The sequence below is a fragment of the Pseudochelatococcus sp. B33 genome (assembly GCF_053570585.1).
The window spans coordinates 21,244-44,267 of record NZ_JBSEFH010000005.1 but is presented as its reverse complement, the minus strand read 5'-3'; the positions used below and the strand labels follow the sequence as shown (position 1 = coordinate 44,267).

The 23,024-nt window shown below is 65.9% G+C and carries 24 protein-coding genes; 8 read left to right on the top strand and 16 right to left on the bottom strand.

All coding sequences use genetic code 11. The features are described from left to right. Window positions 1-42: 42 nt before the first annotated feature. The 16 genes from ACUSIJ_RS06605 to motA form a co-directional block, all read right to left on the bottom strand. Complete coding sequence (locus tag ACUSIJ_RS06605) at window positions 43-768, bottom strand: EscR/YscR/HrcR family type III secretion system export apparatus protein (RefSeq protein WP_449307803.1); 726 nt, start codon at window positions 766-768, stop codon at window positions 43-45. A gap of 83 nt (window positions 769-851) precedes the next feature. Next, complete coding sequence (locus tag ACUSIJ_RS06600) at window positions 852-1,376, bottom strand: flagellar basal body-associated FliL family protein (protein WP_449307592.1); 525 nt, start codon at window positions 1,374-1,376, stop codon at window positions 852-854. 22 nt (window positions 1,377-1,398) lie between these two features. Continuing rightward, window positions 1,399-2,145 (bottom strand): flagellar basal body L-ring protein FlgH, encoded by a 747-nt coding sequence (gene flgH, locus ACUSIJ_RS06595; RefSeq protein ID WP_449307591.1) that lies wholly within the window; start codon window positions 2,143-2,145, stop codon window positions 1,399-1,401. Beyond that, on the bottom strand, window positions 2,142-2,672 hold the full coding sequence (locus ACUSIJ_RS06590) for a MotE family protein (RefSeq protein ID WP_449307590.1): 531 nt from the start codon (window positions 2,670-2,672) through the stop codon (window positions 2,142-2,144). Before ACUSIJ_RS06590 ends, flgH begins: the two co-directional genes overlap by 4 nt. After that, a complete protein-coding gene (gene flgI, locus ACUSIJ_RS06585; RefSeq protein WP_449307589.1) occupies window positions 2,669-3,820 on the bottom strand; it encodes a flagellar basal body P-ring protein FlgI in 1,152 nt (383 codons plus the stop codon). Before flgI ends, ACUSIJ_RS06590 begins: the two co-directional genes overlap by 4 nt. A gap of 2 nt (window positions 3,821-3,822) precedes the next feature. Further along, a complete protein-coding gene (gene flgA, locus ACUSIJ_RS06580; RefSeq protein ID WP_449307588.1) occupies window positions 3,823-4,320 on the bottom strand; it encodes a flagellar basal body P-ring formation chaperone FlgA in 498 nt (165 codons plus the stop codon). Between the two features lie 114 nt (window positions 4,321-4,434). Further along, window positions 4,435-5,226 (bottom strand): flagellar basal-body rod protein FlgG, encoded by a 792-nt coding sequence (gene flgG / locus ACUSIJ_RS06575; RefSeq protein WP_449307587.1) that lies wholly within the window; start codon window positions 5,224-5,226, stop codon window positions 4,435-4,437. 121 nt (window positions 5,227-5,347) lie between these two features. Next, on the bottom strand, window positions 5,348-5,665 hold the full coding sequence (locus tag ACUSIJ_RS06570) for a flagellar hook-basal body complex protein FliE (protein ID WP_449307586.1): 318 nt from the start codon (window positions 5,663-5,665) through the stop codon (window positions 5,348-5,350). Beyond that, window positions 5,665-6,105 carry a flagellar basal body rod protein FlgC gene (gene flgC / locus ACUSIJ_RS06565; RefSeq protein WP_449307585.1) on the bottom strand — a complete coding sequence of 147 codons (441 nt, stop codon included), beginning with the start codon at window positions 6,103-6,105 and terminating at the stop codon, window positions 5,665-5,667. Before flgC ends, ACUSIJ_RS06570 begins: the two co-directional genes overlap by 1 nt. After that, entirely contained in the window at window positions 6,102-6,497 is a 396-nt protein-coding gene (flgB, locus tag ACUSIJ_RS06560; protein ID WP_449307584.1) for a flagellar basal body rod protein FlgB, read from the bottom strand. Before flgB ends, flgC begins: the two co-directional genes overlap by 4 nt. Window positions 6,498-6,740: 243 nt before the next feature. Then, the gene (locus tag ACUSIJ_RS06555; protein WP_449307583.1) at window positions 6,741-7,232 is read right to left on the bottom strand and encodes a hypothetical protein; all 492 of its coding nucleotides are present in this window, start codon (window positions 7,230-7,232) and stop codon (window positions 6,741-6,743) included. After that, on the bottom strand, window positions 7,198-8,298 hold the full coding sequence (gene flhB / locus ACUSIJ_RS06550; RefSeq protein WP_449307582.1) for a flagellar biosynthesis protein FlhB: 1,101 nt from the start codon (window positions 8,296-8,298) through the stop codon (window positions 7,198-7,200). The genes ACUSIJ_RS06555 and flhB overlap by 35 nt, the downstream gene beginning before the upstream one ends. A 240-nt stretch (window positions 8,299-8,538) precedes the next feature. Further along, the gene (locus tag ACUSIJ_RS06545) at window positions 8,539-9,570 is read right to left on the bottom strand and encodes a flagellar motor switch protein FliG (protein WP_449307581.1); all 1,032 of its coding nucleotides are present in this window, start codon (window positions 9,568-9,570) and stop codon (window positions 8,539-8,541) included. Window positions 9,571-9,764: 194 nt separating this feature from the next. Then, window positions 9,765-10,148, bottom strand: a complete 384-nt coding sequence (fliN, locus tag ACUSIJ_RS06540) for a flagellar motor switch protein FliN (protein ID WP_449307580.1) — start codon at window positions 10,146-10,148, stop codon at window positions 9,765-9,767. Window positions 10,149-10,245: 97 nt separating this feature from the next. Then, complete coding sequence (locus tag ACUSIJ_RS06535; RefSeq protein WP_449307579.1) at window positions 10,246-11,178, bottom strand: flagellar motor switch protein FliM; 933 nt, start codon at window positions 11,176-11,178, stop codon at window positions 10,246-10,248. Window positions 11,179-11,180: 2 nt separating this feature from the next. Next, window positions 11,181-12,074, bottom strand: a complete 894-nt coding sequence (motA, locus tag ACUSIJ_RS06530; RefSeq protein WP_449307578.1) for a flagellar motor stator protein MotA — start codon at window positions 12,072-12,074, stop codon at window positions 11,181-11,183. Between the two features lie 364 nt (window positions 12,075-12,438). Here motA and ACUSIJ_RS06525 point away from each other — a divergent pair, with 364 nt between their 5' ends. The 8 genes from ACUSIJ_RS06525 (at window position 12,439) to flbT (ending at window position 23,015) form a co-directional block, all read left to right on the top strand. Continuing rightward, on the top strand, window positions 12,439-13,926 hold the full coding sequence (locus ACUSIJ_RS06525; protein WP_449307577.1) for a DUF1217 domain-containing protein: 1,488 nt from the start codon (window positions 12,439-12,441) through the stop codon (window positions 13,924-13,926). A 7-nt stretch (window positions 13,927-13,933) separates the two neighbouring features. Then, window positions 13,934-14,662: a flagellar basal-body rod protein FlgF gene (flgF, locus tag ACUSIJ_RS06520; protein WP_449307576.1), complete on the top strand. Its 729-nt coding sequence runs from the start codon at window positions 13,934-13,936 to the stop codon at window positions 14,660-14,662. Window positions 14,663-14,716: 54 nt separating this feature from the next. After that, window positions 14,717-16,210 carry a flagellar protein export ATPase FliI gene (fliI, locus tag ACUSIJ_RS06515; RefSeq protein ID WP_449307575.1) on the top strand — a complete coding sequence of 498 codons (1,494 nt, stop codon included), beginning with the start codon at window positions 14,717-14,719 and terminating at the stop codon, window positions 16,208-16,210. 130 nt (window positions 16,211-16,340) lie between these two features. Beyond that, a complete protein-coding gene (locus ACUSIJ_RS06510) occupies window positions 16,341-18,764 on the top strand; it encodes a flagellar hook-basal body complex protein (protein ID WP_449307574.1) in 2,424 nt (807 codons plus the stop codon). A 106-nt stretch (window positions 18,765-18,870) separates the two neighbouring features. Beyond that, complete coding sequence (flgK, locus tag ACUSIJ_RS06505; RefSeq protein WP_449307573.1) at window positions 18,871-20,322, top strand: flagellar hook-associated protein FlgK; 1,452 nt, start codon at window positions 18,871-18,873, stop codon at window positions 20,320-20,322. Between the two features lie 2 nt (window positions 20,323-20,324). Further along, entirely contained in the window at window positions 20,325-22,112 is a 1,788-nt protein-coding gene (locus tag ACUSIJ_RS06500) for a flagellin (protein ID WP_449307572.1), read from the top strand. Window positions 22,113-22,187: 75 nt separating this feature from the next. Then, the gene (gene flaF / locus ACUSIJ_RS06495) at window positions 22,188-22,535 is read left to right on the top strand and encodes a flagellar biosynthesis regulator FlaF (RefSeq protein WP_449307571.1); all 348 of its coding nucleotides are present in this window, start codon (window positions 22,188-22,190) and stop codon (window positions 22,533-22,535) included. 6 nt (window positions 22,536-22,541) lie between these two features. After that, window positions 22,542-23,015 (top strand): flagellar biosynthesis repressor FlbT, encoded by a 474-nt coding sequence (gene flbT, locus ACUSIJ_RS06490; protein ID WP_449307570.1) that lies wholly within the window; start codon window positions 22,542-22,544, stop codon window positions 23,013-23,015. Window positions 23,016-23,024: the final 9 nt, after the last annotated feature.

The window sequence follows — 23,024 nt, the reverse complement described above, 5'->3', positions numbered from 1 at the left end:
GGCAGTATAGAGAAAATGCGGCTTCTGTCTCGCCTCACGGCGTCAAAAGAACGAGCGCACGAGCCCGCTCGTCAGCAGGTTCCAGCCGTCGATCAGGACGAAGAACAGCACCTTGAACGGCAGCGCGATGACGGTGGGGGGCATCATCATCATGCCCATCGACATCACCAGTGTGGCAACGATCATGTCGATGACCAGAAACGGCAGCGCGATCAGAAAGCCGATCTCGAAGCCGCGCCGCAGCTCCGAAATCAGGAAGGCGGGGATGAGGATGCGCAGCTCCACCTCTTCCATGTCCGCCTCGCCGCCGGGGCCCGGCGCGCCGGGAACGGCGGCGGGCTGCTCGGTCTGCGGCTGCGGGAAGTTGACCTCGGCGAGATCGGCGAACAGGCGCAGATCCTTGCTGCGTACCTGGGAGAGCATGAATTCCCGGAACGGTTCGGTTATCTGCTCATAGGCCTCCTGCTCGGTGATGCGGTTCTCGATGAGCGGCGCCACGCCGCCCTGCCATGCCCGGTCGAAGGTGGGCGCCATGATGTAGAACGTCATGAACAGCGCCAGCGTCGTGAGCACGATATTCGCCGGCGTGCTCTGCAGCCCGAGGCCGGAGCGCAGGAAGGACAGCGCGATGATCAGGCGCGTGAAGCTCGTCACCATGATCAGCAAGCCCGGCGCGATCGACAGCACCGTCAGCAGCGCGGCGATCTGGATGATGCGCCCGGCCGCCGACGCATCGCCTGCCGGGATCAGGCCCGACAGGTCCGGCATCTGGGCGCGGGCGGGCAGCGCCAGCACCGGCAGGACGAGAACGGAAAGCGGAACGGAAAGGAGTGCCGCGATGCGGGGCAGCTTCACTGGACGACCATCGTTTCGAGAATGAGTTCGCGCACCTTGCCCTCCGAGCGGATGTTGACCCGGTCGTTGAGATCCTCGCGCAGGTTCTGCAGCCCGGCCGGACCCTGGATCTGGGCCAGCGTGACGGTGCGCAGGAAAATGAGGATGTCCTGGGAGATCTCGGCCGACAGGGCGTCCATCGCCTCGGCGTTCGCGGCCACCTCCCTCGGCACGACGAGCGATGTCTCGACCTTGATGAATATGGAATCGGGCGCCATGAGGTTCGTGGTGATCGGATTGAGCTTCACCAGCACGATGTCGTCGTTGTAGCGTGTCGGCGGTGGCGCCCAGCGCGCGGCCTCGACCTTCTTCTCCTTGCGGGCGACATTCTGCTCGATGCTGCTCGACATCAGAAACCCGATGCCGCCCCCGAGCAGGATCGCAAGGATCGTCAGCACGACGACGGCGAGGATGACGGCGCGCGCGCCCTCGGCCTTCTTGGGGGGATCTGTCGGCGTCTCGACGACGGTAAGATCGGTCATGCTGTCACGTGGGCATCATTGGCTAGAACGGTGTCAGGTTGTCGTAGAGCTGCTGCCCGACGGCGGGCTGCTGAATCTCGCTCAACCGCCCCCGTCCGCCGTAGGAAATCCGGGCCTCGGCGATTTTCTCGTAGGCGATCGTGTTGTCGCGGGAGATGTCGCGCGGGCGGACGATGCCGGCGATGTTCAGCACCCTGAGCTCGTAGTTCACCCGCACTTCCTGCGATCCGCTGACCATCAGGTTGCCGTTGGGCAGCACCTCGGTCACCACCCCGGCGATCGACAGGCGCAGCCTTTCCGAGCGGTCGATCTTGCCCTCGCCCTTCGAGCGCGAGTTGGAGGTCACGGCCCCGTCCCCCGACAGGCTGGTGGAATGGCTCGGCGTGCTGAAGCCGAGGTCGAGCCCGAGGTTGGCCCTCGAGTCCCTGCGGCGTTCGGACGTGTTGTCGAACTTCGCCTGGTCGTTGATCGAGATCATGACGGTGACGATGTCGCCGACATTGGTCGCGCGCGGATCCTGGAACAGGGCCTCGCCGGACTGGCCCCACAGCGAATGATAGGCGTGGCCGTTCCAGGTGGGGAAATTGCCCGGAAGCGGCGCGCGCGGCACGGCAAGGCCGGTGCCGACCGAGGTCATCGTCGGCTCGCGGCCCAGATCGTTCATGGCGGTGCAGCCGCCGAGCGAGGAAGCGCCGATGAGGAACAGGGCCGCAGCGTGCAGCCGCGGCGCGCCCTTGGGCGAACGGAGGGGTTGCGCCTGCGATCTCATGGTGCCCTCGTCTTGTTCTGGGCCGTGCGCTTCAGAACGCCGGTGATGACATTGGTGAGGTGCGCCGCCCGGCCCGGCTCCATTTCGTTCAGGATCGCGCTGGCGCTGCGGGTGTCGATCTTGGACAGGAGGGCGACGGCCGCGTCGTCCTGCATGACCGCGATCTGGGCGGCGGCTGCGTCGGCGCGCATGCGTGCATAGATGGCGACGAGCCGCTCTTCCGTCCTGTCGAGAAATTCCTGCCGGCGCCTGAGCCATTCCTCGGTTTCGGCACGCTTCTGTTCGAGCTTCGCCGCCCGCTCCTCGATATCGACGCGCATGGCCTCCAGCGTCTTGGCCTGCCACGCGAAACGGGCGTCGGAGGCCGCGTCTACGACCGCCTCGCAATACGGATTGACCGGGGCGGCGGGCAAACCCGCCTCGGCGGACGGCGCCGGCGGGTTCCCGGCCGGCGTCTGCGCCTGCGCCGCGACGGGCAGCACTGACGCCAGCAGGACGAGGACTCTCGAAAGTGCGCACATGGTCATTGAACGATGAGATCCGCTTGCAAGGCGCCCGCCGTCTTGATGGTCTGCAGAATGGAAATGATGTCGGTCGGCTTCAGCCCGATCTGGTTGAGGCCGCGCACCAGCGATTGCAGGCTCGTGCCGCTGACGATGGCGAGCCGCCCGTTCTGCTCTTCCGTCGACACCATGGTGCGGGGCTCGATCACGGTTTCGCCGTCGGAGAACGGCGCGGGCTGCGACGTCTGCGGCAGCTCCGTCACCCGCACGGTGAGGTTGCCGTGGGTGAGGGCGACGGTGGAGATCGTCACATCGCGGCCGATGACGATGGTGCCGGTGCGCTGATCGACGACCACCTTGGCGGGGACGTCGGGGTTGACGGTGAGATCGCCGATCGCCGCCATGAAGCGCGCGGCGTTGACGTTCTGCGGCCGCTGCACGACGATGCTGCGGTGATCGCGCACCTGCGCCGTGGCCGTCTTGAACTGCTGGCGTGTGTAGCGGTTGATGGCGTCGGCGATGCGCGAGGCGGTGTTGAAATCGGGATTCCGCAGCTCGAGCACGAACTGGCCGATGTCGGTGAAGCGGCCCGGCAGCGGGCGCTCGACGAGCGCGCCGTTGGGTATTCTGCCCGCCGTGGGCACCCCCTGGGTGAAGCTTTCCGCCTGTCCCGCGGCGGTGAAGCCCGACACGGCGAGCGGCCCCTGCGCGACCGCGTAGTTCATGCCGTCGCCGCCCATCAGCGGTGTGACCAGCAGGGTGCCGCCCTTGAGCGACTGCGCATCCCCGAGCGACGACACGGTGACGTCGATGCGCGTGCCGGTGCCGGCGAAGGCGGGGATGTCCGCCGTCACCATCACGGCAGCCGCGTTGCGGGTGCGCAACGTCGCATTGCGCACATTGATGCCCATGCGCTCCAGCATGGATTGCAGCGCCTGTTCGGTGAAGGGCGAGTTGCGCAGCGAATCGCCGGTGCCCTGCAAACCGATCACCAGGCCGTAACCCACGAGCTGGTTGTCGCGTACGCCCTGCAGGGTGATGATGTCCTTGATGCGCGTGTTGGCGAAGGCAAGCCCCGGCTGAATGGCGATGAGCGTCGCCAAGAGAAACCGGACTTTCAGGAGAAACCGGACTTTCAGGAGAAATCGGACCTTCGGGAGAAACCGGATCATCGCTAGCCCCCAGCCGCCCGCAGCGTGCCGTTTTCCTGCACGATGCCGTAGACGATGAGACCGCTGTCGATGTTGCGTGCGCGGATGGCTTCATTGAGCTCGCCCGCTTGCAGCGGCGATACCAGCGTGGTGATGATCAACGCGCCGTCTTCGAACACGAGCTGGGTGGGGGTGCCCTTCTGCACGAGCTTGGCGTTCTCCACCGCGTTCTGCGGAATCGCGAGGCCCGGCATCAGCGTGCGCCGGGCGACCTTGCCGATCAGCGATTCCGCGGAGGCGACATAGCCGCCCCGGACCGGCCGCAACTGGGTGAACTCGCGCTCGGCCACCATGTTCTCGCCGATGACGTCTCCCGGATAGATGGTGACGACCGGCGCCGCGAATGTCGTCGGTGCCGCAGCCGCGTTCTGCGCCCGGGCCGGTTCCGTAACAGCCGGCCCGGCCATTGCCAGCGCCGCTGCGAGGATCAGCGCCCGTCCGCACCGGCGCGCCTGCGACACGCGGCGCTCCGGAGGTAAAAGCAATCTGCGAACTGCGGACACTAGAAACATGACGACACCCAGATATGGAACGACCCGTCGCCGGCCGGCGGTCACGCCGTTCAGCGAATCCCCTTAGCGAATCCCCTTGGAAATGGTGGCGAGCATCTCGTCTCCCGCCTGAATGACCTTGGAGTTCATCTCGTAGGCGCGCTGGGCGCTGATCAGCTCGGTGATCTCCTTGACCGGATCGACGTTCGAGGATTCGAGGTAGGTCTGCCGGATGGTGCCGAAGCCGGGCTCGCCCGGCACGCCCACCACCGGCGCGCCCGACGACAGCGTCTCGCGGAACAGGTTGTTGCCCAGCGGCTCCAGACCGACGTCGTTGGGGAAGGTCACGATGTTGAGCTGCCCGAGGTCCTGCGGCACGCCGTCGTCGCCCACCAGCGCGAACACCTGCCCGGCCTCGTTGATGATGACCTGACGGGTTCCTTCCGGGATCTCGCCCACCGGCGACTCGATCTCGAAGCCGTCCAGCGTGACGATCTGGCCGTTCTCGTTCTTGTTGAACGCGCCGGCGCGGGTGTAGAGGATCTCGTCGTTGGGGCCCACCACCTGGAACCAGCCGCGGCCCGTGATGGCGATGTCGAATTCGTTGCCCGTCTGCACCAGCGCGCCCTGCTTGTGGACGTTGCGGATGGCCGCCACCCGCGTGCCGACGCCGAGCCGCGCGCCCTCGGGCACCGCGCCGTCCTGGGTCTGGTTGGGAACGCCGGGCAGCCGCAGGTACTGATAGAGCAGATCGGAGAACTCGGCCCGCGAGCGCTTGAAACCCGTCGTGTTGATGTTCGCAATGTTGTTTGCGATCACCTCGATATTGGTCTGCTGCGCCTCAGCACCGGTGGCGGCGATAGCGAGAACACCCATGACAGTCTCCAGTAACCTCGTTCGGGCGCCCGTCCGACAGGGATCGGATGCCGATGACCGGTATGCTTGCGATCGAGCGCCCGCCGGGACGGCCCCGCGGCCGCCTTGCGCGCGGGGCGCCTCAGATCGCCATGCGGCTTATTTCCTGATAGGCGGCGACCACCTTGTCGCGCACCGCCAGGGTCGTCTGCAGCGACCGCTCGGCCTCCATGATCGATTCGACGACGGCCTGCGTCGACGCCCGGCCCTGAAGGCCCTCTGCCGAAATCGCCTCGCTCGCGCGCAGGCTCTGGGCGGTATCCGTGATCAGGGAACCGAGCACGGACGCGAAGTCGACCACGGCGCTCGCCGCGGTGGCCGCCGTGCGGATTCCGCCGACGGGGGCAAGGCCGGCAACGCCGCCTTGAAGCGCATCGATAGCAGTAACAGCGGCGACCATCAGCTTGTCCTCAGCAGATCGATTGTCATTGACGAGAGCGTGCGGGCGAACTTGATCATCTGCACGTTGGCGCTATAGGCGCGGGTGGCTTCCTGCATGTCAGCGAGCTCGATGAGCAGATGCACGTTCGGTTTCTTGATGTAGCCCCTGGCGTCCGCCGCCGGGTGACCCGGGTCGTAGGCAACCTCGAAGGGCGTCCGGTCCACCCCGATATTGCGTACCCGCACCATCTCCGCACCGGAATTGCGGTCGAGCTCCTCGCGAAAGGTGATGGTCTTGCGCGCATAGGGATCGCCGCCCGGCACGTTCGCCGTCGTCTCGGCATTGGCGATGTTCTCGGAAATGACCCGCAGGCGCGCCGACTGGGCGCGCATCGCCGACGCCGCGGTTTTGGACGAAACGGCAATGGCGTCGATCTGCTCTGTCTGAGGGAAGCTCATCCTTGCGTCCTGGCGCTTGAGAGAACAAATTTATGGAAACTCTTCACGACGGCCGTGGCCTCGCCGTACTGGCGCGAGACCTCGCCGGCCTTCAGCAGCTCTTCCTCGATGTTGACCGAATTGCCCGAGTGATAGATGCCCCAGCCGTCCCTGCCGTTGTTGGGGGTCGGGCGGGCGGCGCGCATCTGGTCCGGCTGCAGGGCGATATGGTTGGCCGACGTCCTCGCCAGCGACAGCGCCGTCTTGTCCAGCGTCGCCGAGAACGGCTCGATGTCCTGGGCGCGGAAACCGGGCGTATTCGCGTTCGCCACGTTGCGGGACAGCACGGCTTGCCGCGTGGTGAGCCAATCCGCCTTTTTCGACGCCAGATCGAACAGGTAAACCGGATCCATTCCTCACTCCCGATGCGGCGCCGGACGGCCCGCACCGATCACCCAGGCGGTGTTCGGCGCACCCGGCCATGACCAGCCGGGGCGCACGGGCCCGACTGATGTCGTCATAGGACGCTGTTGCAAGCTCGCGGCTGTCTTCTCCGCCGGGTCGGCAGGAGCAATAGCGCTCTATGGCCGGATACTATGCCGATAACCTTGTCCGAACCTGTCGCGCGCGCCGTCGGTCCCGCGGGCACCGAGCCGCTAATGAAGCGGCCTGCGGTCGGCGCGGCGCGCCGTTGCGGCGAAGCGGTCGTAAATGCGCGCGTCGTAGAACGCGTCCGACAGCTCGCTCAGCGCCATGCCCTGCTGGCTGCTGCGCTGCTGAAAGTCCACCAGCGACACACCGATGAAATCGTCTTCGAGGTGGAGGAGAAAGGAGACGAACACCGCCTTGCGGACGAAGCGCATATCCATCGAAATGGCCGGCGGGGCATTGAAGCGTTCCGCCAGACGGGACCCATAAGCGTAGCAGAGGGTGCCCGGCTTGAAGAACATCTCCGACGACGATTCCACGATGTCGTTGATCGCGTCGTGGTTCCCGTCGAGGATATTGGTGATGAGAAAGGAGCGGTCGGTCAGGCAGAGATCCGCGATGAACGACCGTATGTTGAGGCAGATGAGGCGTTCCGCCTCCTGCGTGTTGCTGAGCGTAGGGCTGTTATGGGGCTTGAGGCGTCCTTGTGATTGCTGCATTACCACCGTTCCGCTGATAGAGGTAATAGAATAATTGGGCTACTGCCTTGTAGAATTCCGGCGGGATGGACCTGTCTACCTCCACATGATCGTACATGGACCTTGCGAGAGCCTTGTCTTCGATCAGCGGGATGTCGTGTTTCTGCGCAATTTCGCGAATGGCCAGCGCTATCAGATCCTTGCCCTTGGCCAGCACCACCGGCGCGCCGCCCTCCTCCGGCACGTAGCGCAGCGCGATCGCGAAATGCGTCGGGTTGGTCACCACGAGCGAGGCATTGGGAACGTTGCTCATCATGCGCTTGCGCGACCTGTCCTGGGCGATGGAGCGCATGCGCGCCTTGACCATCGGATCGCCTTCCGCCTGGCGCATCTCGTCCTTTATTTCCTGGCGCGTCATGCGCAGGTCCTTGCGCCACTTGAAGCGCGACCACACCAGATCGCCGGCCACGAGCAGCACCGTCGCGACACAGATCGCCGTCACCAGCCGCATCGCCAGATCGAGCATGATCTCGGGGATATGGGCCGGATCGCTGAACATCGCGTTCACGACATGGTGCCGCTCGGAGTTCAGCAGAATGGTGCAGACCACCGTGACGATCAGCAGCTTCGCCACCGATTTGGCGAATTCGACCTGGCCGTTCAGGCCGAAAATCCGCTTGAAGCCGGACAGCAGCGACAGGCGCGACCATTTGGGCTCTATGCGGTCGGGCGCGAGCCGCGGCGCGTTCTGCAGCGCGGAGGCCAGAATGCCGCCGACCATGAGAATGCACACGATGGGAAACAGAAACGCCGCCACGCTGATACCGACGAGCTGCAGCATCGCGGACGCGTCGTTCCCGTCGGCGAGGGTGACGGATGCCGGCTGATCGATGAAGAACGTCAGGAACTCGTTAAGGATGACCGTGGAATTGTAGAGAAACAGGTAGAGAATGATCGCTATGCAGCCGATCGAGAAGAAGACCGCCATCTCGCGCGATTGCGGCACATTGCCTTTCTCGACCGCGTCGTGGATCTTCTTCTCCGTCGGCTCTTCGGTTTTGCTGTCGGGATCGACAGAGTCTGACATTGGCGTATCCCGTCCCCAATCCGTTGTTCGGTTCGGCCTCCTGGGCGCGCCCCTCTCTGCGGGAGGGTGTCGTTAGGCCGCCGGGGCCGTCCGGCCCCCGTTCGCGCCGGTCTCGCCCGCGCGGTCCGCTCCGCCGGGCTAGAGCGCGTTCCGACCAAATGGAACCATTTGACCGATAAGAGTTCGCTCAAAATCAAAGAGTTAGAGCATGTCAGCGTTTCCGCGAAACGATGACATGCTCTATTGCATGAACATGTCCTGGTCCGCTTCCGAGGCCAGGTCGATCTCTTCCCGGCCAGCCATGTCGAGCGCCAGATCGGTGATGAAGCGGCGCGCCTCAAGCACCTCGCGCTGGGGAACCGGCTGGCCGGCGGCAAGCTCCGATTCGACCGCGCGGCGGGTGCGCGACGGCAACGCGCTGAGCACGATCTCGCGATACGCCGCATCGGTGCCGCGCAGGGCGACGATGACCTTTTCCTGCGGCACCGCGTCGAACAGGGTGGAACGCGCCGCCGGGGTGAGCTTGACGATATCGTCGAAGGTGAACAGCAGACCCTTGAGGATTTCGGCCGATTTGGGCTTGTCGTTCGCGAGGTTCTGCAGCAGATCTTCCATGTGGTCGCGGTCCATCTTGTTGATGATGTCCGCCATCTTCGCGTGCGTGTCCGATCCCATGTTGCGCGAGAAGTTGGTCATGAAATCCTCGTGCAGCGTGCTCTCGATCACCCGCATGACCTCGTCGACGACCGGCTTGCACGCCAGCATGCGGCGCGTGACGTCGTTGCGCAGCTTGGTGGGGAAATGAACCATGACCTTGGCCGCGCACGCCGGCTTCACGCGCGACAGGATGAGCGCGATCGTCTGCGGGTGCTCCTTGAGCAGATAGCTCGACAGGATGTTTTCCGAAACGGCGGAAATGCGCTCCCAGATGGACTGGCTCGAGTTGCCGAGCACGTCGGCCATGATATCGGCGATCTGTTCGGCCGGCAGGACGCCGCTCAGCAGCTTCTCCACCTCGTGCGCGGTGCCGAAAAGGTGCATGCCCGCCCTGAACTGGTCCGAAAACTCGTCCGTGAGCCGCGTCTGCTGGTCGGGGGGAATGGATCCCAGAACTGCCGCCGAGCGCGTGATCAGCTTGATCTCTTCGGAGGTGAAATGCTGCAGAAGCCGGCCCGCCGTGGGGTTGCCGACCGTCAGCAGCAGAGCCGCGACGCGGTCCACGCCCGTCTTCAGCGTCACGGTCTTGCGGGTGACCTGTCCTTGCACGCTCATACTGCATCACCGGGCTAGGCAGCTTGCGTTCAACGTGGGCATCGAAGCAAACGCAAGGTGCTGGAAACAATAGAAATGAGAGCGGGTTGCGCAACAGGCTCCGATTCAGCCACTATGCGACCCGCTCGCCTCTTTCCCTTGAGCGCATTCCGATCGATCGAACGATTCCATTCGACCGGAACCTGCGCTCCGGACTACAGACCGATCTCGTCGGTCGACGGGCCGACGATCTCCGTGAGCTGCACGCCGAAACGCGAATTGTCGTCCTCGACGACGACGACCTCGCCGCGGGCGATGATCCGGCCGTTGACGACGACATCGACAGGCTCGCCGACCCTGTGGTCCAGCGGCACGATCGCACCGCGCCCCAGCTTCATCAGCGCCGACACGGGCATGGTCGCCGAGCCGAGCACGACCTGGACGAGAACGGGGATGCGCTTGATGGTGTCGAAATTGCGCGCCTCGCTGCCCGACCGGCGCTGATGATCGTCGCCGGATATGGGTGAGAAGCCGTTCTGGGAGAAGACGTCCGCCTCCTCCGCCGCCGCCGTGTTCAGCTCATCTGTGTCCTGGGCCATCGCGTTTCGAATCCGTGTTTCATGCATCTTGACTATAGCGGGCGTTCCATCGGCCATGCCGGGCAATCGTGGGGGCAGCACCGGCATGGACTGTCAATCATTGCGACAGGATGTCCTCTATGATGTCTTTCTTGTTGTCGACGGTCTCTTCTATGCGAAGGCTATAGGAGCCGTCCGATTTCCCAAGAAAGCATCGGAACAACGGCTGGTCGTCGCTTTCGAGGGTGACGAGCGTCTTCGCATTGGCCTGCAGCCGGATCGTCTGCCCCACTTCGAGGCTGGCGATTTCCTCCAGCGTCAGGTAGCGCTTTTCCAGCACGGCCCTGAGCGACACCTCCGCCCGCTGGACCTCGGATTCGATCTGCTTGCTCCAGCGCGGATCGCGGACGGTGGGTTCGTTGGAGAGCACCCGCACCAGGTTCTGGCGCATCGGCGTCAGCGCCGACTGGGGAATGAGGACGAAGATCTCGCCGCCCCTGTTCAGCGACTGGACCAGGAACTTGGCGACGACCGCCTGGCTGTTGCGCCGGCCGATCACGGCGAAGTCCATGCGCGTCTCGCTGCGCTCCAGCTTGAAGTGGGTGTTCGTCACCAGGGAGAAGGCCGTGCGCATCGCCCGGCCGAGCTGCTCGAAGATCACGTTGGCGATGCGCAGCTCGATGGTCGAGAACGACCGTTCGTCGTCGATCGGCGGCTCCGAGCCATCGGCGCCGAGCAGCACCTCCATCATGGTGAAGATGAAGTCCCGGTCGAACCCGACGAGCACCTGGTTGTCCCACTGCACCGCCTGAAACACGCCGGCGATGGCGTTCGACTCGTAAAGCTCGAGGATTTCGTTGACGCGGCCGCTTTCGATCGCGCTCAGCGAGCAATAGGCCGGCGAGGCCGCGAGATGACGGAAGCCGTCGACCCAGATCGTCGCCATGCGGTCGAATATCACGTGCAGCATCGGCAGCCTGTCGAGCGACAGGCCGGTGGAATCGAGCAGACGGTCGTGAACCTTGCCGTCGGCGCTGGCAGCGGCATTCATGTTCAGGCGGCCTCCTGCTGATCCTGGTCGCCGTGGGAGCGGTTGTTCGAGCTCAACATCTCGTTCTCGACATCGTCGATGGACGGACGCTCGTAGGAGCTGATGGATTTGCGCCCGTGTTCGAGAGCGACCTGCGGCATCGCCCCGTTCATGAACGCGAGCAGGGTCTGCTTCACGATGAGATACGGCTGGCACTGCTTCTCGCGCGTCGACTTTATCTTGGCGGCGAGCGGCGAGAAGATGCCGTAGGAGGCGAAGATGCCGGTGAAGGTGCCGACCAGCGCCGCCCCCAGCAGCCCCGCGAGCAGCGACGGGGCCTGGTCGATGGCGCCCATCGCCTTGATGATGCCGAGCACCGCCGCCACGATGCCGAGCGCCGGCAGCCCCTCCGCGACGCTCGTCATGCTGTGATAGGGCTTGAGCTTGTTGCGGCGGATGGTGGCGATCTCCTCGTCCATCAGCGCGTCGATCTCGTGCGGCTTGGCGTTGCCGATGATGATGAGGCGCACGTAGTCGCAGATGTAGTTGGTCAGTTCCTTGTTCGCGAGAACGGTCGGAAAGTTCGCGAAAACGGGCGAATTGGCCGGATCGTCGACATGCGATTCGATCTCGCTGCGCGGCCGCGTGCGCACCATGCGGGTGAGCGCGAACAGGAGCCCCAGCAGGGCGAGGTGGTCCTTTTCCTTCGGCACCTTGCCGAGCAACGCTTCCATAGTGGCGCGTCCCGTGTCGATCTGCACGCTCCAGGGATGCCCGACGATGAACGCACCCGCCGCCATGCCGAAGATGATCACGAATTCCCAAGGCTGCCAGATGACGCCCACGTGGCCACCCATGGCCACGAACCCGCCGAGCATGGAGCCCACCGCCACAATCACACCGATGACAAAACCCACTGGCCGTACTCCTTAATCCAAAGTGTCAGGTCCAATCGCTGTCTTCTGGTTCGTTTCTTCCGTCGTCATGGCTCCCCGGCCGCGGCTGCGGACGATCCCAACGTCTTCGGTTTCGCGTCCTCGGCTGCAACGCTTGCGAAAGACGGAGGCGTTCCGGACACGGAAACATGCTGACATTGCGGGCATTCGGACACAGCAGGCAGTCCACGATAGGCGCCCAAGCTTGCGCGAGGCTGATCCGCAGTGCGCTGCAACATCGGGGGAATCTGGGAAGCTACGGACAAGCTTCGAGCGGTAAGCTCACACGTCAGTCGGGATACCGGTCCGCTGCTTGAGCTAGATGATCCAATGCCGGAGGCTTGTCGTGGCCATCTATTCGTCGTTTCTCAGCTACCAGGCCATCGTCAGGGACCTGCCCAAGGCCCTCGCGCGGAAGGCGGCCGAGCCTGTCGTGGCGCGCGATATCGCCCGCTTCACCGAGGCGGCGGCGGGCATCCGGACGGTCGACGACCTGTTCGACGACGATCGCACCTACGGTTTCGCCGTCAAGGCCTATGGCATGGACGAGCTGGCCTATGCGAGGGCACTGATGCGCAGGGTCGTCAGTGAGGGCACGGGATCGGAGAGCTACGCGGGGAAGATGTCGGACAGCCGCTATCTCGATCTCGCGGGGGCGTTCCAGGTGGGCGACGGCGGCGTGGCGCCGCCCGTGCTCCATGCCTCGGCCCTGACGGTGTCGCAGCGCTATCGCGACAATCTCGACAATATCGGCAAGAATATCGGCAAGCAGAGCTCCGAAAACATCGATGCGACGATTCTCGAATACAGAATCGAGATGGACAGGATCGGAAGCTTCGATGCGTTCCTCGCCAGCGATCTTGCACTGACTTTCACCTTGAACGCTTTCGGCCTCGACCGGCAGACGTTCCAGCTCGACGCGGTTCGCAAGGTCGTCACCGACGAGATCGCCGCGCGCGCCGCCGGGGGCGCCGGGCTCTACATTTCGGGCCTCGAGACCATCGGCATCACCGATGCGGAGGGGCGCCACAAGTTCGGCCAGTTCTTCGATGCGCTCATGGCCTCCGGCGGGGAGGAGGGCCGGGAGGCGGTGATCGTCGGCTACCGGCTGGAGGCGCCCAAGCTCGGCGAGAAGCTGGCGGCGCGCGTGGATGACGACGTCGCCGCCTTCTATGACGGGCTCGACGCGATCAAGACCGCCGACGATCTGGCGGGCAACTGGCAGGTGCTGTCGATCGGCCTGCGGGCGTTCGACCTCGGCCATCTGGCCGGGCAGGAAAAGGCGATCGTGGCCGCGCTCAAGGGCGACACACGGGCGCTGCCGCTGACGAGCACCAAGGACCGCGAGAATTTCGAGGCCTTCAAGGCGGTCTTCGCCTTCGAGAGCGACGGGACGCCGACGGCCGCGCCGCTGGTGCGCGACGCCCGGAAGACGGTGCAGGCCTATATCCGGCAGGTGCTGGAGCTCGATGTCGGCCGGGAGGACAACAACGTGCGCCTGGCGCTCAACTTCCAGCGCCGGGCGGCGGAGATCAAATCGGCCTATGACATCCTGGCCGACGAGGCGCTGGCCGCGGTGATCCGCACGGCGTTCGGCATTCCCGCCGAATCCGCCGCCGCCGATATCGACGCGCAGGCGCGTCTGATCACCAGCCAGGTCAATATCGAGGATTTTCAGGATCCCGAGAAGGTCGAGAAGCTGATCCGGCGCTTCCTGCTGCTCGCGGACGTGGAGGCGGGGGCCAATTCGCCCATGCTTTCGCTTTTCTATGACAGCGGCCCGGTGGACATCACCGAGGATCTGCTGCAGGCGCGTCAGGCTTTGGTGCGGTGAGGACAAAATGCAGGAAGCCCTTTATGTCATGCTCTCCGGCCAGGTGTCGCGCGAGCGCCAGCTGACGATGGTGGCGAACAACATCGCCAATATCAACACGGCCGGTTTCCGGGCCGAGGCGACGACCTTCGAGAGCGTCCTGTCGCGCACCGGCCGGGTGCCGGTCGCCTTCGCCGGCAGCGGCAAGGCCTTCATCACCCGCGAGCCCGGCCCTCTGACGCCGACCGGCAACGCGCTCGACATCGCCGTGAAGGGCGACGGGTGGTTCGCCGTCCAGACGCCGGCCGGCGTGCGCTATACCCGCGACGGGCGCCTGACCATGACCGACATGGGCGACGTGCAGACGGTGACGGGCCTGCCGGTGCTCGACGAGGGCGGCGCGCCGCTGGCGGTCAATCCGGCCGGCGGCGAGATATCGATCGCCTCCGACGGCACGGTGTCCCAGGACGGCGACATCGTCGGCGCCTTGGGATTGTTCCAGATCGCGCCCGGCGCCGATCTCTACCGGGCGTTGGACGGCTCCGTGGCGGTCGCCGCCAATGCGGTCGCGCCGGTCGACGATTTCGTGACCTCCGGCGTCGTGCAGGGCTACGTCGAGCGCTCCAACGTGAGCCCGGTCATCGAGATGACGCGGCTCATCGACGGGCAACGCCGCTTCGAATACGCGGCTTCGGCGACGAGTTCGCTGAGCAACGAATTGCAGCAGGTGATCCGCGATCTCGGGCCGACGTCCTGAACCGGGCCAGCGGAGAGACGGCGCACGCCATTCAGTTTGATTGACCGGCAATAGATGAGCAGCACCGCCGAAACCGCCACGGGGGAAGTGGCCGCATCCGGGCAAACGCCGGCCCGCGGCGACGGGGATATGCCGTCCGCCGATCCTGCGCCGGCGAAGGCCGCCCGGCGCAGGGAAGGCGCGGGCAAGGCCGGGCCGGATAGGGTGCGCGCCGGCAACGGCCGCCGCCGCACGGCGCTCGGGCGCATCGAGGATGTCATCGCCGCCGAAAGCGAGCAGTTCCCGCTGGTGCGCACGGGCGGCGCGGTGCAGGAGATCACCACCGGCTATTGCCGCGTCGTGGGCCTGTCGCGCCAGGTGCGCCTCGGCGACCGCGTCGTGTTCGAGCACGGCGGGCTGCCAGGCGAGGTGGTGCGCATCGACCAGTCCGGCGCGACCGTCAAGCCGTTCGGCAATCAGGTGGAAGCCGGCATCGGCTCGGGCGTGTTCCGTCAGGGAGCGATGGGTGTGCGCCCGGATCATAGTTGGAAGGGGCGGGTCGTCGATGCGTTCTGCCAGCCGCTGGACGCCGAGGGGCCGTTGCAGCCCGGGCCGCGCGAGATGCCGGTCGACGCGCCGCCGCCCTCGGCACTGACGCGCGCCCGCGTCGAGATGCCGCTGAAGACCGGCGTGCGGCTGCTCGATCTGTTCACGCCGCTGTGCCTGGGGCAGAGGATCGGGATCTTCGCCGGCTCCGGCGTCGGCAAGTCGACGCTGCTCGGCATGATGGCGCGGGCGAGGGGCTTCGACACCATCGTGGTGGGGCTCGTCGGCGAGCGCGGCCGCGAGGTGCGCGAGTTCCTGGAGGGGCCGCTCGCCGACAACCGCGACCGGGCGGTGGTGGTGGTGTCGACGGGCGACGAGAGCCCGATGATGCGCCGCATGGCGCCGCGCACCGCAACCGCGATCGCGGAATATTTTCGCGATCGCGGCGAGTCCGTGCTGCTGATCATCGATTCGGTGACGCGCTATGCGCATGCGGCGCGCGACGTGGCACTGGCGGCGGGGGAGCCGGCGGTGGCGCGCGGCTATGCGCCGAGCGTGTTCAGCGACCTGCCGCGCCTGCTGGAGCGCGCCGGCCCCGGCGTCGAGGGCAGCGGCACCATTACCGGGGTGTTCTCGGTGCTGGTCGACGGTGACGACCACAACGACCCCGTGGCCGACAACATCCGCGGCACGCTCGACGGCCATATCGTGCTCGACCGCGCCATCGCCGATCAGGGGCGCTATCCGGCCGGCAACGTGCTGAGCTCGATCTCGCGCCTCGCCACGCAGTCGTGGACGCCGGAGCAGCGCAACCTGCTGCGCCGCATGCGGGCGATGATCGCGCGCTATGAGGACACGCGCGACCTGCGGCTTGTCGGCGGCTACCAGCCGGGCCTCGACGCCGAGCTCGACCAGGCGGTGGCGCTGGTGCCGCGCATCTACGACGCGCTGCGGCAGGATATGGACGCGCCGATGAGCGAGGATCCGTTCCAGGAACTGGCGAATGCGCTGCGTCCCGGCTGAGCGGCAAGGTTCCCCAATGGTCAGCGAAAAGTATATCGCAAGTAAAAACCGGCCTCGCAGCGAGGCGAGCCTCACGCAAGGCAGGTGATGTTTACTCGCATGGCATGACCTTTCAGCAACGGAGCTTGTGATGGGAATTCTGCAGACGAGCGTATCGGGAATGAAGGCCCAGGCGAACCGGCTGAATGCGGTCTCGCAGAACATCGCCAACGCTTCCACGATCGGTTACAAGAGGGTGGCGACCGAATTTGCGGATCTCGTGCTCGGGTCGAGCAAGGGCAGTTACAACGGCGGCGGCGTCCAAACGATCGTCCGCAATCTCATCACCCAGTCCGGCGGTTACCAGGGAACGGCCTCGGCGACGGATATCGCGATCCAGGGGAACGGCTTCTTCCTCGTCCAGGATGCGAACGGCAGGTCCTTCCTGACACGGGCCGGCTCCTTTGTGCCCGACGGCGAGGGGAACCTGGTCAACAGCGCCGGCTACTATCTGCTCGGCTATAACCTTGTCGGCGGCAACATCAACCCCAGCGTGACCCTGAACAGTATCCTGGGCGCCCAGTCCGGCGCCGCGGCGACGTCGACGGTGGTGCCGGGAACGGCGACGACATCGGGCACGTTCGCGGCCAACCTTCCCAGCAACGCCCCGCTGGTGTCGCCGGTGCCCCTGCCGCCGACGCTGGTGCAGGACTTCGGCGATGCCGATCTGTCGCTCGGCGGCAGCATCACGCTGGCGGTGGGCGGCATCCATGCCGGCGACAGCGGCGTCATCAACTTCACGGATGAGACGGACCTCATCAACCAGCTCAATGCGTTGGGCGGCGTCGCCAGCGCGACCTTCGTCGGCAACGAGCTGACCATCGTCGGCGCGGAGACGGGCGCGACGGAATCGCTCGACATCACGGCGGTGGGCGGTCTGTTCTCGGCGGCGGCTGTCCCGGCGAGCACGGTGGCCGTGAACACCCCTGCGGCCGGCGACACGGTCACCCCCCCCACGCTGGTGCAGAACCTCGGCAACGCCGATCTGTCGCTCGGCGGCAGCATCACGCTGGCGGTGGGCGGCACCCATGCCGGCGACAGCAGTGTCATCAACTTCACCAGTCAGGCCGACCTCCTCAATCAGCTCAATGCGTTGGGTGGCATTGGCAGCGCGAGCATCGCCGGTGGCGTGCTGACCATCGTCGGCGAGCCGGGAGCGGTGGCCGCTACGGATACCCTCGACATCACGGCGGTCGCCAATCTCTTCGCGTCGGCGGCCGTGCCGGCGACCACGGTGCCGGTGAACAATCCGCAGAGCGGCGTGGATGTCGCGGATTCGCCGGCTGCCAATAGCGCCTCCTCCGTCTCCACGGCGGTGTCCTCGGTGCTGGTCTATGACAGCCGGGGCGAGCCGGTGACGCTCGACATCCATCTGACGAAGACGGCCAGTTCCCCCACCGGCAGCACCTGGGAGATTGCGGTCTTCGACCGGGCCGGGGCCTCGACCGGGCCGGGTGCGCCGTTCCCCTACAGCGGCGGCGTCCTCGCCACTTCCACGCTCAACTTCAACACCAGCGGCGCACTGACGTCCTCGCAGGTGATCAACGTTCCCGTTCCCGGCGGTACGACCGTCGCCGTCAATATCGGCGGGCTCCAGGAGAGCGCGTCGCCTTACGCGCCGCTCGCCGCCTCGTTCGACGGCACGCCCGCGACCACAAGCCTTTCGGGGCAGTTTTCGCTGCAGCGTGTGAACGTCAACGCCGCGACCATCCAGGCCACGCCGTCGACCCACGGGGTGTTCCAGGGCAATGTCGACGCCAATGCCGCAGTGGTGACGCCCGTTGCCGGCGCCGTCGCTCTGCCGTCCGCCAACAACGCCAGTTCCGTCTTCACCTCGAAGGCTTCGCTCGATGCCTATGACAATCTGGGCGGGGCGGTGACGCTGGATCTCTATTTCACGAAGACCGGCAACGACACGTGGGAGATTACCGCTTTTAACAAGGCCGACAGCACGTCCGGCGACTTCCCCTACAGCAGCGCGCCGCTCGTCAGCGGCACTTTCGCCTTCAGCGGCTCCACCGGTGCGCTCCTCACCACGCCGGCCGAGCTCAACCTGACCATTCCCGGCGGGCAGGCGTTCACCCTTGATCTTTCGGGCTTGAGCCAGCTCAAGCAGGAGTTCACCCCGGTGTTCGCCGGCGCCGACGGCAATCCGCCGAGCGTCGTCTCCGATGTCGTGATCGGCGCCGATGGCGTCGTGTCGCTGCTCATGAGCGACGGCACCACCAGGAGCGCCTATCGCATCGCGCTTGCCGACGTGCCGAGCCCCGATCTTCTGGCAACGTTCTCGGGCAGCGTCTTCTCGCCCACCCTCGAATCCGGCGACGTGTTCGTCGGCTTCCCCAATACCGGCCGTTTCGGTTCGATCGCCGGATCGACGCTGGAAGCATCCAATGTCGATCTCGCCGACGAGCTGGCGACCATGATCGAGGCGCAGCGCAATTACACCGCCAATTCCAAGGCGTTCCAGACCGGTTCCGAGCTTCTGGAAGTTTTGGTCAATCTCAAGCGGTAGTCGGCGTTCTTGCAGACACCATGCGGATTTGAACGGGCCGGGGGCCGGCAGGTGCCGCCGCTGTCCGGCCCGCTTCGTCGGAAGGTTTTTTTAAGGTATCGAGGTCATGAGCCTGAATGCAGCCTTGAATTCTGCGCAGTTGTCGCTGCAGGCGAGCCAGAAGCGCATCGCGGTTTCGGCGCGCAACGTCGCGGGCGCGAACGATCCGAACTACTCGCGCAAGCTCTCGCCGCTCGTGATGCTGAACGGCGGCGTTTACGTGGCGGGTCCCGTGCGCGCGGGCGACGCGCGACTCTACGAGCGCTATCTCGAATCGACCTCGGTTTCGGCGCGCGAGCAGGCTCTGCTCGCCGGCCTGACGCGCTTTTCGGAGACGGTCGGCGATACCCGGGCGGGCACCTCGCTCGTCGGCCGGCTCGGCGCGCTGACCGACAAGCTGACCGAATACGTCAACGCGCCCGCCGACGACAATCTGGCGCGGGCGGCGGTGACGAGCGCCAAGGATCTGGCGCGCGCCCTCAACGCCGCCGCCGCGGTCGTCGACGAGGTGCGCAGCGGCGCCGTGGCGGATGTCAAGATGTCCGTCGACCGGATCAATACGCTGCTGAAGGATTTCGAGCGGGCGAACACGGCGATCGTGCAGGGAAGCGTCACCGACGCGGACATCACCGACGAGCTCGACCGGCGCGACGCGATCGTCGCCCAATTGTCGGAAGACCTCGGCATTTCAGTGGTGATGCGTGCCAATAACGACATGGTGCTCTATACGGACAGCGGCGTGACCCTGTTCGAGACGAGCGCGCGCGAGGTGCGGGCGGATACGCCCGCGGGCCAGCCGGTGCGGGTGTTCATCGACGGCGTGCAGGTGGCGGGGCTGAAGAGCGACGTGCCCCAGATGCCGTTGAGGAACGGCAAGCTCGCCGGCCTGGTGGAACTGCACAATGACGTGGCCGCAGCCTACGCGAATCAGCTCGACACGCTGGCGTTCGGGCTGATCCAGGCGTTCCGCGAGGTCGACCCGGCGGATCCGCCGGTCGAGGATCCCCTGCCGGGGCTTTTCATCAACGGCGACGATGCGGCCGATCTGCCAGTCGATCCGCCGGCCGATATCACCGGGCTTGCCAGGGCGATCGCCGTCAATCCGCGGGTCGATCCCGCGGCCGATCCGGCTGGCCGGCCGAGCTTGCTGCGCGACGGCATCAACGGCGCCTACGATTACAACACCGAGGGCGCGCCCGCGTTCGCGGGCCAGCTGTCGCGCCTGCTCGGACAGCTCGACGCGAAGGATACCGCGCGGCTCGACGGCAAGAGCGCGCTCGACTATGCGGCCATGACCGTGAGCTGGGTGGAGAGCAGCCGGCAGGCGTCCGATTCGGCCGCCAGGGCGAACGACGCCGTGCTGCAGCTCGTCACGACCTCGCTGTCGAACGCCCGGGGGGTGAACTTCGATGACGAGACGGCGCTGCAACTGCAGCTCGAACAGCAGTACGTCGCCTCGGCGCGGCTGATCGCCGTCGTCGACACCCTGTTCAAGACCCTGCTGGACGCTGTGAGGTGACCATGGCTTCGAACTTCATCTCCACCTACAACCTGCTGAACGGCCCGCGTCTCCAGGCGCGCGCCGCGCAGGCGGAGATCGCGCGGCTCGGCAAGGAGGTCGTCGACGCGCGCCACGCGGATGTCGGCCTCGTGCTGGGCGCGAAGACGGGCCATGCCACCGTGCTGTATCAGGAGCTCGGCCGCGTCGAAACCTTCATCACCTCGAACGGCCTCACCTCCGGCCGGCTCGACATGACGCAGGCGGCGCTCACCGAAATCCGCGAGGCGGCGGAAAAGACGCTCGCCACGCTCGTCGGCCTGCCCACCAACGAGCTCGGCGCCGCGACGATCAGGGCCGATGCGGAGCGCACCCTGAAAGCGCTGACCGACAAGCTGAATTCGGCCTATGCCGGCCAGCAGCTCTTCAGCGGCATCAAGACGGATACGGAGCCGATGAACCTCGGCGCCGGGACGGCGCAGGTCGACGCCGCCTTCGCCAACTTCCGCGCGGCCTTTCAGACGTATTGGACCGCGAGCGGCAATACCGGCACCGCGACGGTGAACGACATCGGCGCGCGGGAGTTCGGCCTCTTCCTCGATCCCGTCGATCCGGCAACGCTCGATCCGCTCGTCGAGACACCGGAGTTCATCGCCCTGGCGACGGCGGTCTGGGGCTGGGCCGATGCCGCAGACGAACCCGCGATCGGCATCATCGACACGCCGCCGACGCTGGTTCAGAACTTCGACGACGCCGATCTGTCGCTGGGCGGCACCATCACGCTGGCTCTGGGCGGCACCCACGCCGGCGAGAGCGGCAATATCACGTTCACCGACGCCGCCGACCTCATCGCCCAGCTCTCGGCGTTGGACGGGGTGGCCAGCGCGTCCTTCGGCACAGGTCCGGACGCCAACGTGCTGACCATCGTGGGCGCCACGCCGGGGGCCGCCGAATCGCTCGATATCACCGCGGTCGCCGACCTGTTTTCGGCTCCTGCCGTCCCGGCGGCCACGGTGGCGGTCAACAGTCCCGCGAGCGGCGCGGATGGCGTCGCCGTGCTGCCGACGCTGGTGCAGGATTTCGGCAACGCCGACCTGTCGCTGGGCGGCACCATCACGCTGGCTCTGGGCGGCACCCACGCCGGCGAGAGCGGCGAGATCACGTTCACCGACGCCGCCGACCTGATCACCCAGCTCTCGGCGTTGGGCGGGGTGGCCAGCGCATCCTTCGGCACGGGCCCGGATGCCAACGTGCTGACCATCGTGGGCGCCACGCCGGGGGCCGCCGAAACGCTCCACATCACGTCGATTGAAGGCCTGAAGCCCCTGGCGCGCTTCGATCGCGCATTCGACGACACGAACTGGACAGAAAACTGGTCGTCCGCCTCCGACACCAATCTGACCAGCCGGATTTCGCAGACGGAATTGATCGAAAGCTCGGTCAACGCCAACAATGCGGCGTTCAGGCAGTTGGCCAAGGCCTATGCGGTGCTCGGTTCCCTGCCTGCGGACCAGATGAACGAGGAGGCGTTCAAGGCGGCGATCGACTACGCCATCGTGCAGCTCGGCGAGGCGGTGAATGCCGTCACGCTCATGCAGGCCGACGTCGGCTCGGCGCAGGCGCGCGTCAAGACCGTCAATGACGGCCTTGCGACACAGAAGACGCTGCTCCAGCGCAACCTCATCGACCTCGAGGGCGTCGACCCCGTCGCGGCCAAGGTTTCCCTGGACACGGTCGAGCTGCAACTGAACCTGTCATATGCGCTGACAGCGCGGCTGCAGAAGCTCAGCCTGTTGAATTATATCGCGTGAGCAGGGATCGGGAGGACGCTGCTCACACCGTTTGCCAAACCGTAATCACGGACGCTGACCGTAGGGTATAGAACGATGTACATGCTTTCATATGGCGAGATGGTGGAAAGCGATCCCCAGATCGCCCGCTCGAGCGAGAAACAGGCGTTCGATATCGTGATCGAGCTGCTGGAGGATGCCGCCGCCAAGGGGCTCGGCACGCCGGAGGCGGAGCTCGCGCTCACCCGCGTGACGGAGCTCTGGCAGTTCCTGATCGACGATCTCATCCACCCCGACAACGCGCTGTCGGACGACCTGCGCGGATCGCTGATCTCGATCGGGGGATGGATCCTGCAGGAGGCGCGCCGGGTGCAATACGGCGAGGCCAAGGACATCTCGGGCATCATCAGCGTCAACAAGCTCGTGCGCGACGGATTGAAGTGAGCGGACATGCGATTGAGCCTGAAAGCCGGAGAGCGGATATTCGTCAACGGCGCGGTGCTGCGGTCGGAGCGGCGCGTGACGCTCGAACTGCTCAACGACGCGACGTTTCTTCTCGAGGCGCATGTGATGCAGCTCGAGGATGCGACGACTCCGCTGCGGCAGCTTTACTTCATCATCCAGTCGATGCTGATCAACCCCGCCTCGCAGCACGAAACGCGCGCGTCCGTCCTGTCGCTGCTCCCGCCCATGCAGGAGACATACGGCGACGAGACGATCGCGAGCGGGCTCGCGGACGTCCGCGCCCTGATCCTCGAGGAACGTCCGTTCGAGGCGCTTCGCGTGGTGCGCGGCCTTTTCCCTCGCGAACAGCCGCAGACGCAGGCGCTCTCCCCGGATGCCGCGCGGGAGACCGGCCGCGGAAAGGAAGTCGGCGGAGAGGAAGCCGCGATCAGCAGGATGGCCTGCAGCAGGGTGGCCTGAGGCGCCCGA

What these genes read in the sequence shown, in the direction of transcription:
- flgK (WP_449307573.1), top strand. Translation starts at nt 18,871, where the DNA reads ATGAGCCTGAATGCAGCCTTGAATTCTGCGCAGTTGTCGCTGCAGGCG.
- flgF (WP_449307576.1), top strand. Translation starts at nt 13,934, where the DNA reads ATGCAGGAAGCCCTTTATGTCATGCTCTCCGGCCAGGTGTCGCGCGAG.
- ACUSIJ_RS06535 (WP_449307579.1), bottom strand. Translation starts at nt 11,178, where the DNA reads ATGAATGCCGCTGCCAGCGCCGACGGCAAGGTTCACGACCGTCTGCTC.
- flgH (WP_449307591.1), bottom strand. Translation starts at nt 2,145, where the DNA reads ATGAGATCGCAGGCGCAACCCCTCCGTTCGCCCAAGGGCGCGCCGCGG.
- flgC (WP_449307585.1), bottom strand. Translation starts at nt 6,105, where the DNA reads ATGAGCTTCCCTCAGACAGAGCAGATCGACGCCATTGCCGTTTCGTCC.
- ACUSIJ_RS06590 (WP_449307590.1), bottom strand. Translation starts at nt 2,672, where the DNA reads ATGACCATGTGCGCACTTTCGAGAGTCCTCGTCCTGCTGGCGTCAGTG.
- flgB (WP_449307584.1), bottom strand. Translation starts at nt 6,497, where the DNA reads ATGGATCCGGTTTACCTGTTCGATCTGGCGTCGAAAAAGGCGGATTGG.
- ACUSIJ_RS06545 (WP_449307581.1), bottom strand. Translation starts at nt 9,570, where the DNA reads ATGAGCGTGCAAGGACAGGTCACCCGCAAGACCGTGACGCTGAAGACG.
- ACUSIJ_RS06555 (WP_449307583.1), bottom strand. Translation starts at nt 7,232, where the DNA reads ATGCAGCAATCACAAGGACGCCTCAAGCCCCATAACAGCCCTACGCTC.
- fliI (WP_449307575.1), top strand. Translation starts at nt 14,717, where the DNA reads ATGAGCAGCACCGCCGAAACCGCCACGGGGGAAGTGGCCGCATCCGGG.
- flaF (WP_449307571.1), top strand. Translation starts at nt 22,188, where the DNA reads ATGTACATGCTTTCATATGGCGAGATGGTGGAAAGCGATCCCCAGATC.
- ACUSIJ_RS06605 (WP_449307803.1), bottom strand. Translation starts at nt 768, where the DNA reads ATGCCGGACCTGTCGGGCCTGATCCCGGCAGGCGATGCGTCGGCGGCC.
- ACUSIJ_RS06510 (WP_449307574.1), top strand. Translation starts at nt 16,341, where the DNA reads ATGGGAATTCTGCAGACGAGCGTATCGGGAATGAAGGCCCAGGCGAAC.
- flbT (WP_449307570.1), top strand. Translation starts at nt 22,542, where the DNA reads ATGCGATTGAGCCTGAAAGCCGGAGAGCGGATATTCGTCAACGGCGCG.
- fliN (WP_449307580.1), bottom strand. Translation starts at nt 10,148, where the DNA reads ATGGCCCAGGACACAGATGAGCTGAACACGGCGGCGGCGGAGGAGGCG.
- flhB (WP_449307582.1), bottom strand. Translation starts at nt 8,298, where the DNA reads ATGTCAGACTCTGTCGATCCCGACAGCAAAACCGAAGAGCCGACGGAG.
- flgI (WP_449307589.1), bottom strand. Translation starts at nt 3,820, where the DNA reads ATGATCCGGTTTCTCCCGAAGGTCCGATTTCTCCTGAAAGTCCGGTTT.
- ACUSIJ_RS06600 (WP_449307592.1), bottom strand. Translation starts at nt 1,376, where the DNA reads ATGACCGATCTTACCGTCGTCGAGACGCCGACAGATCCCCCCAAGAAG.
- flgG (WP_449307587.1), bottom strand. Translation starts at nt 5,226, where the DNA reads ATGGGTGTTCTCGCTATCGCCGCCACCGGTGCTGAGGCGCAGCAGACC.
- ACUSIJ_RS06570 (WP_449307586.1), bottom strand. Translation starts at nt 5,665, where the DNA reads ATGGTCGCCGCTGTTACTGCTATCGATGCGCTTCAAGGCGGCGTTGCC.
- ACUSIJ_RS06500 (WP_449307572.1), top strand. Translation starts at nt 20,325, where the DNA reads ATGGCTTCGAACTTCATCTCCACCTACAACCTGCTGAACGGCCCGCGT.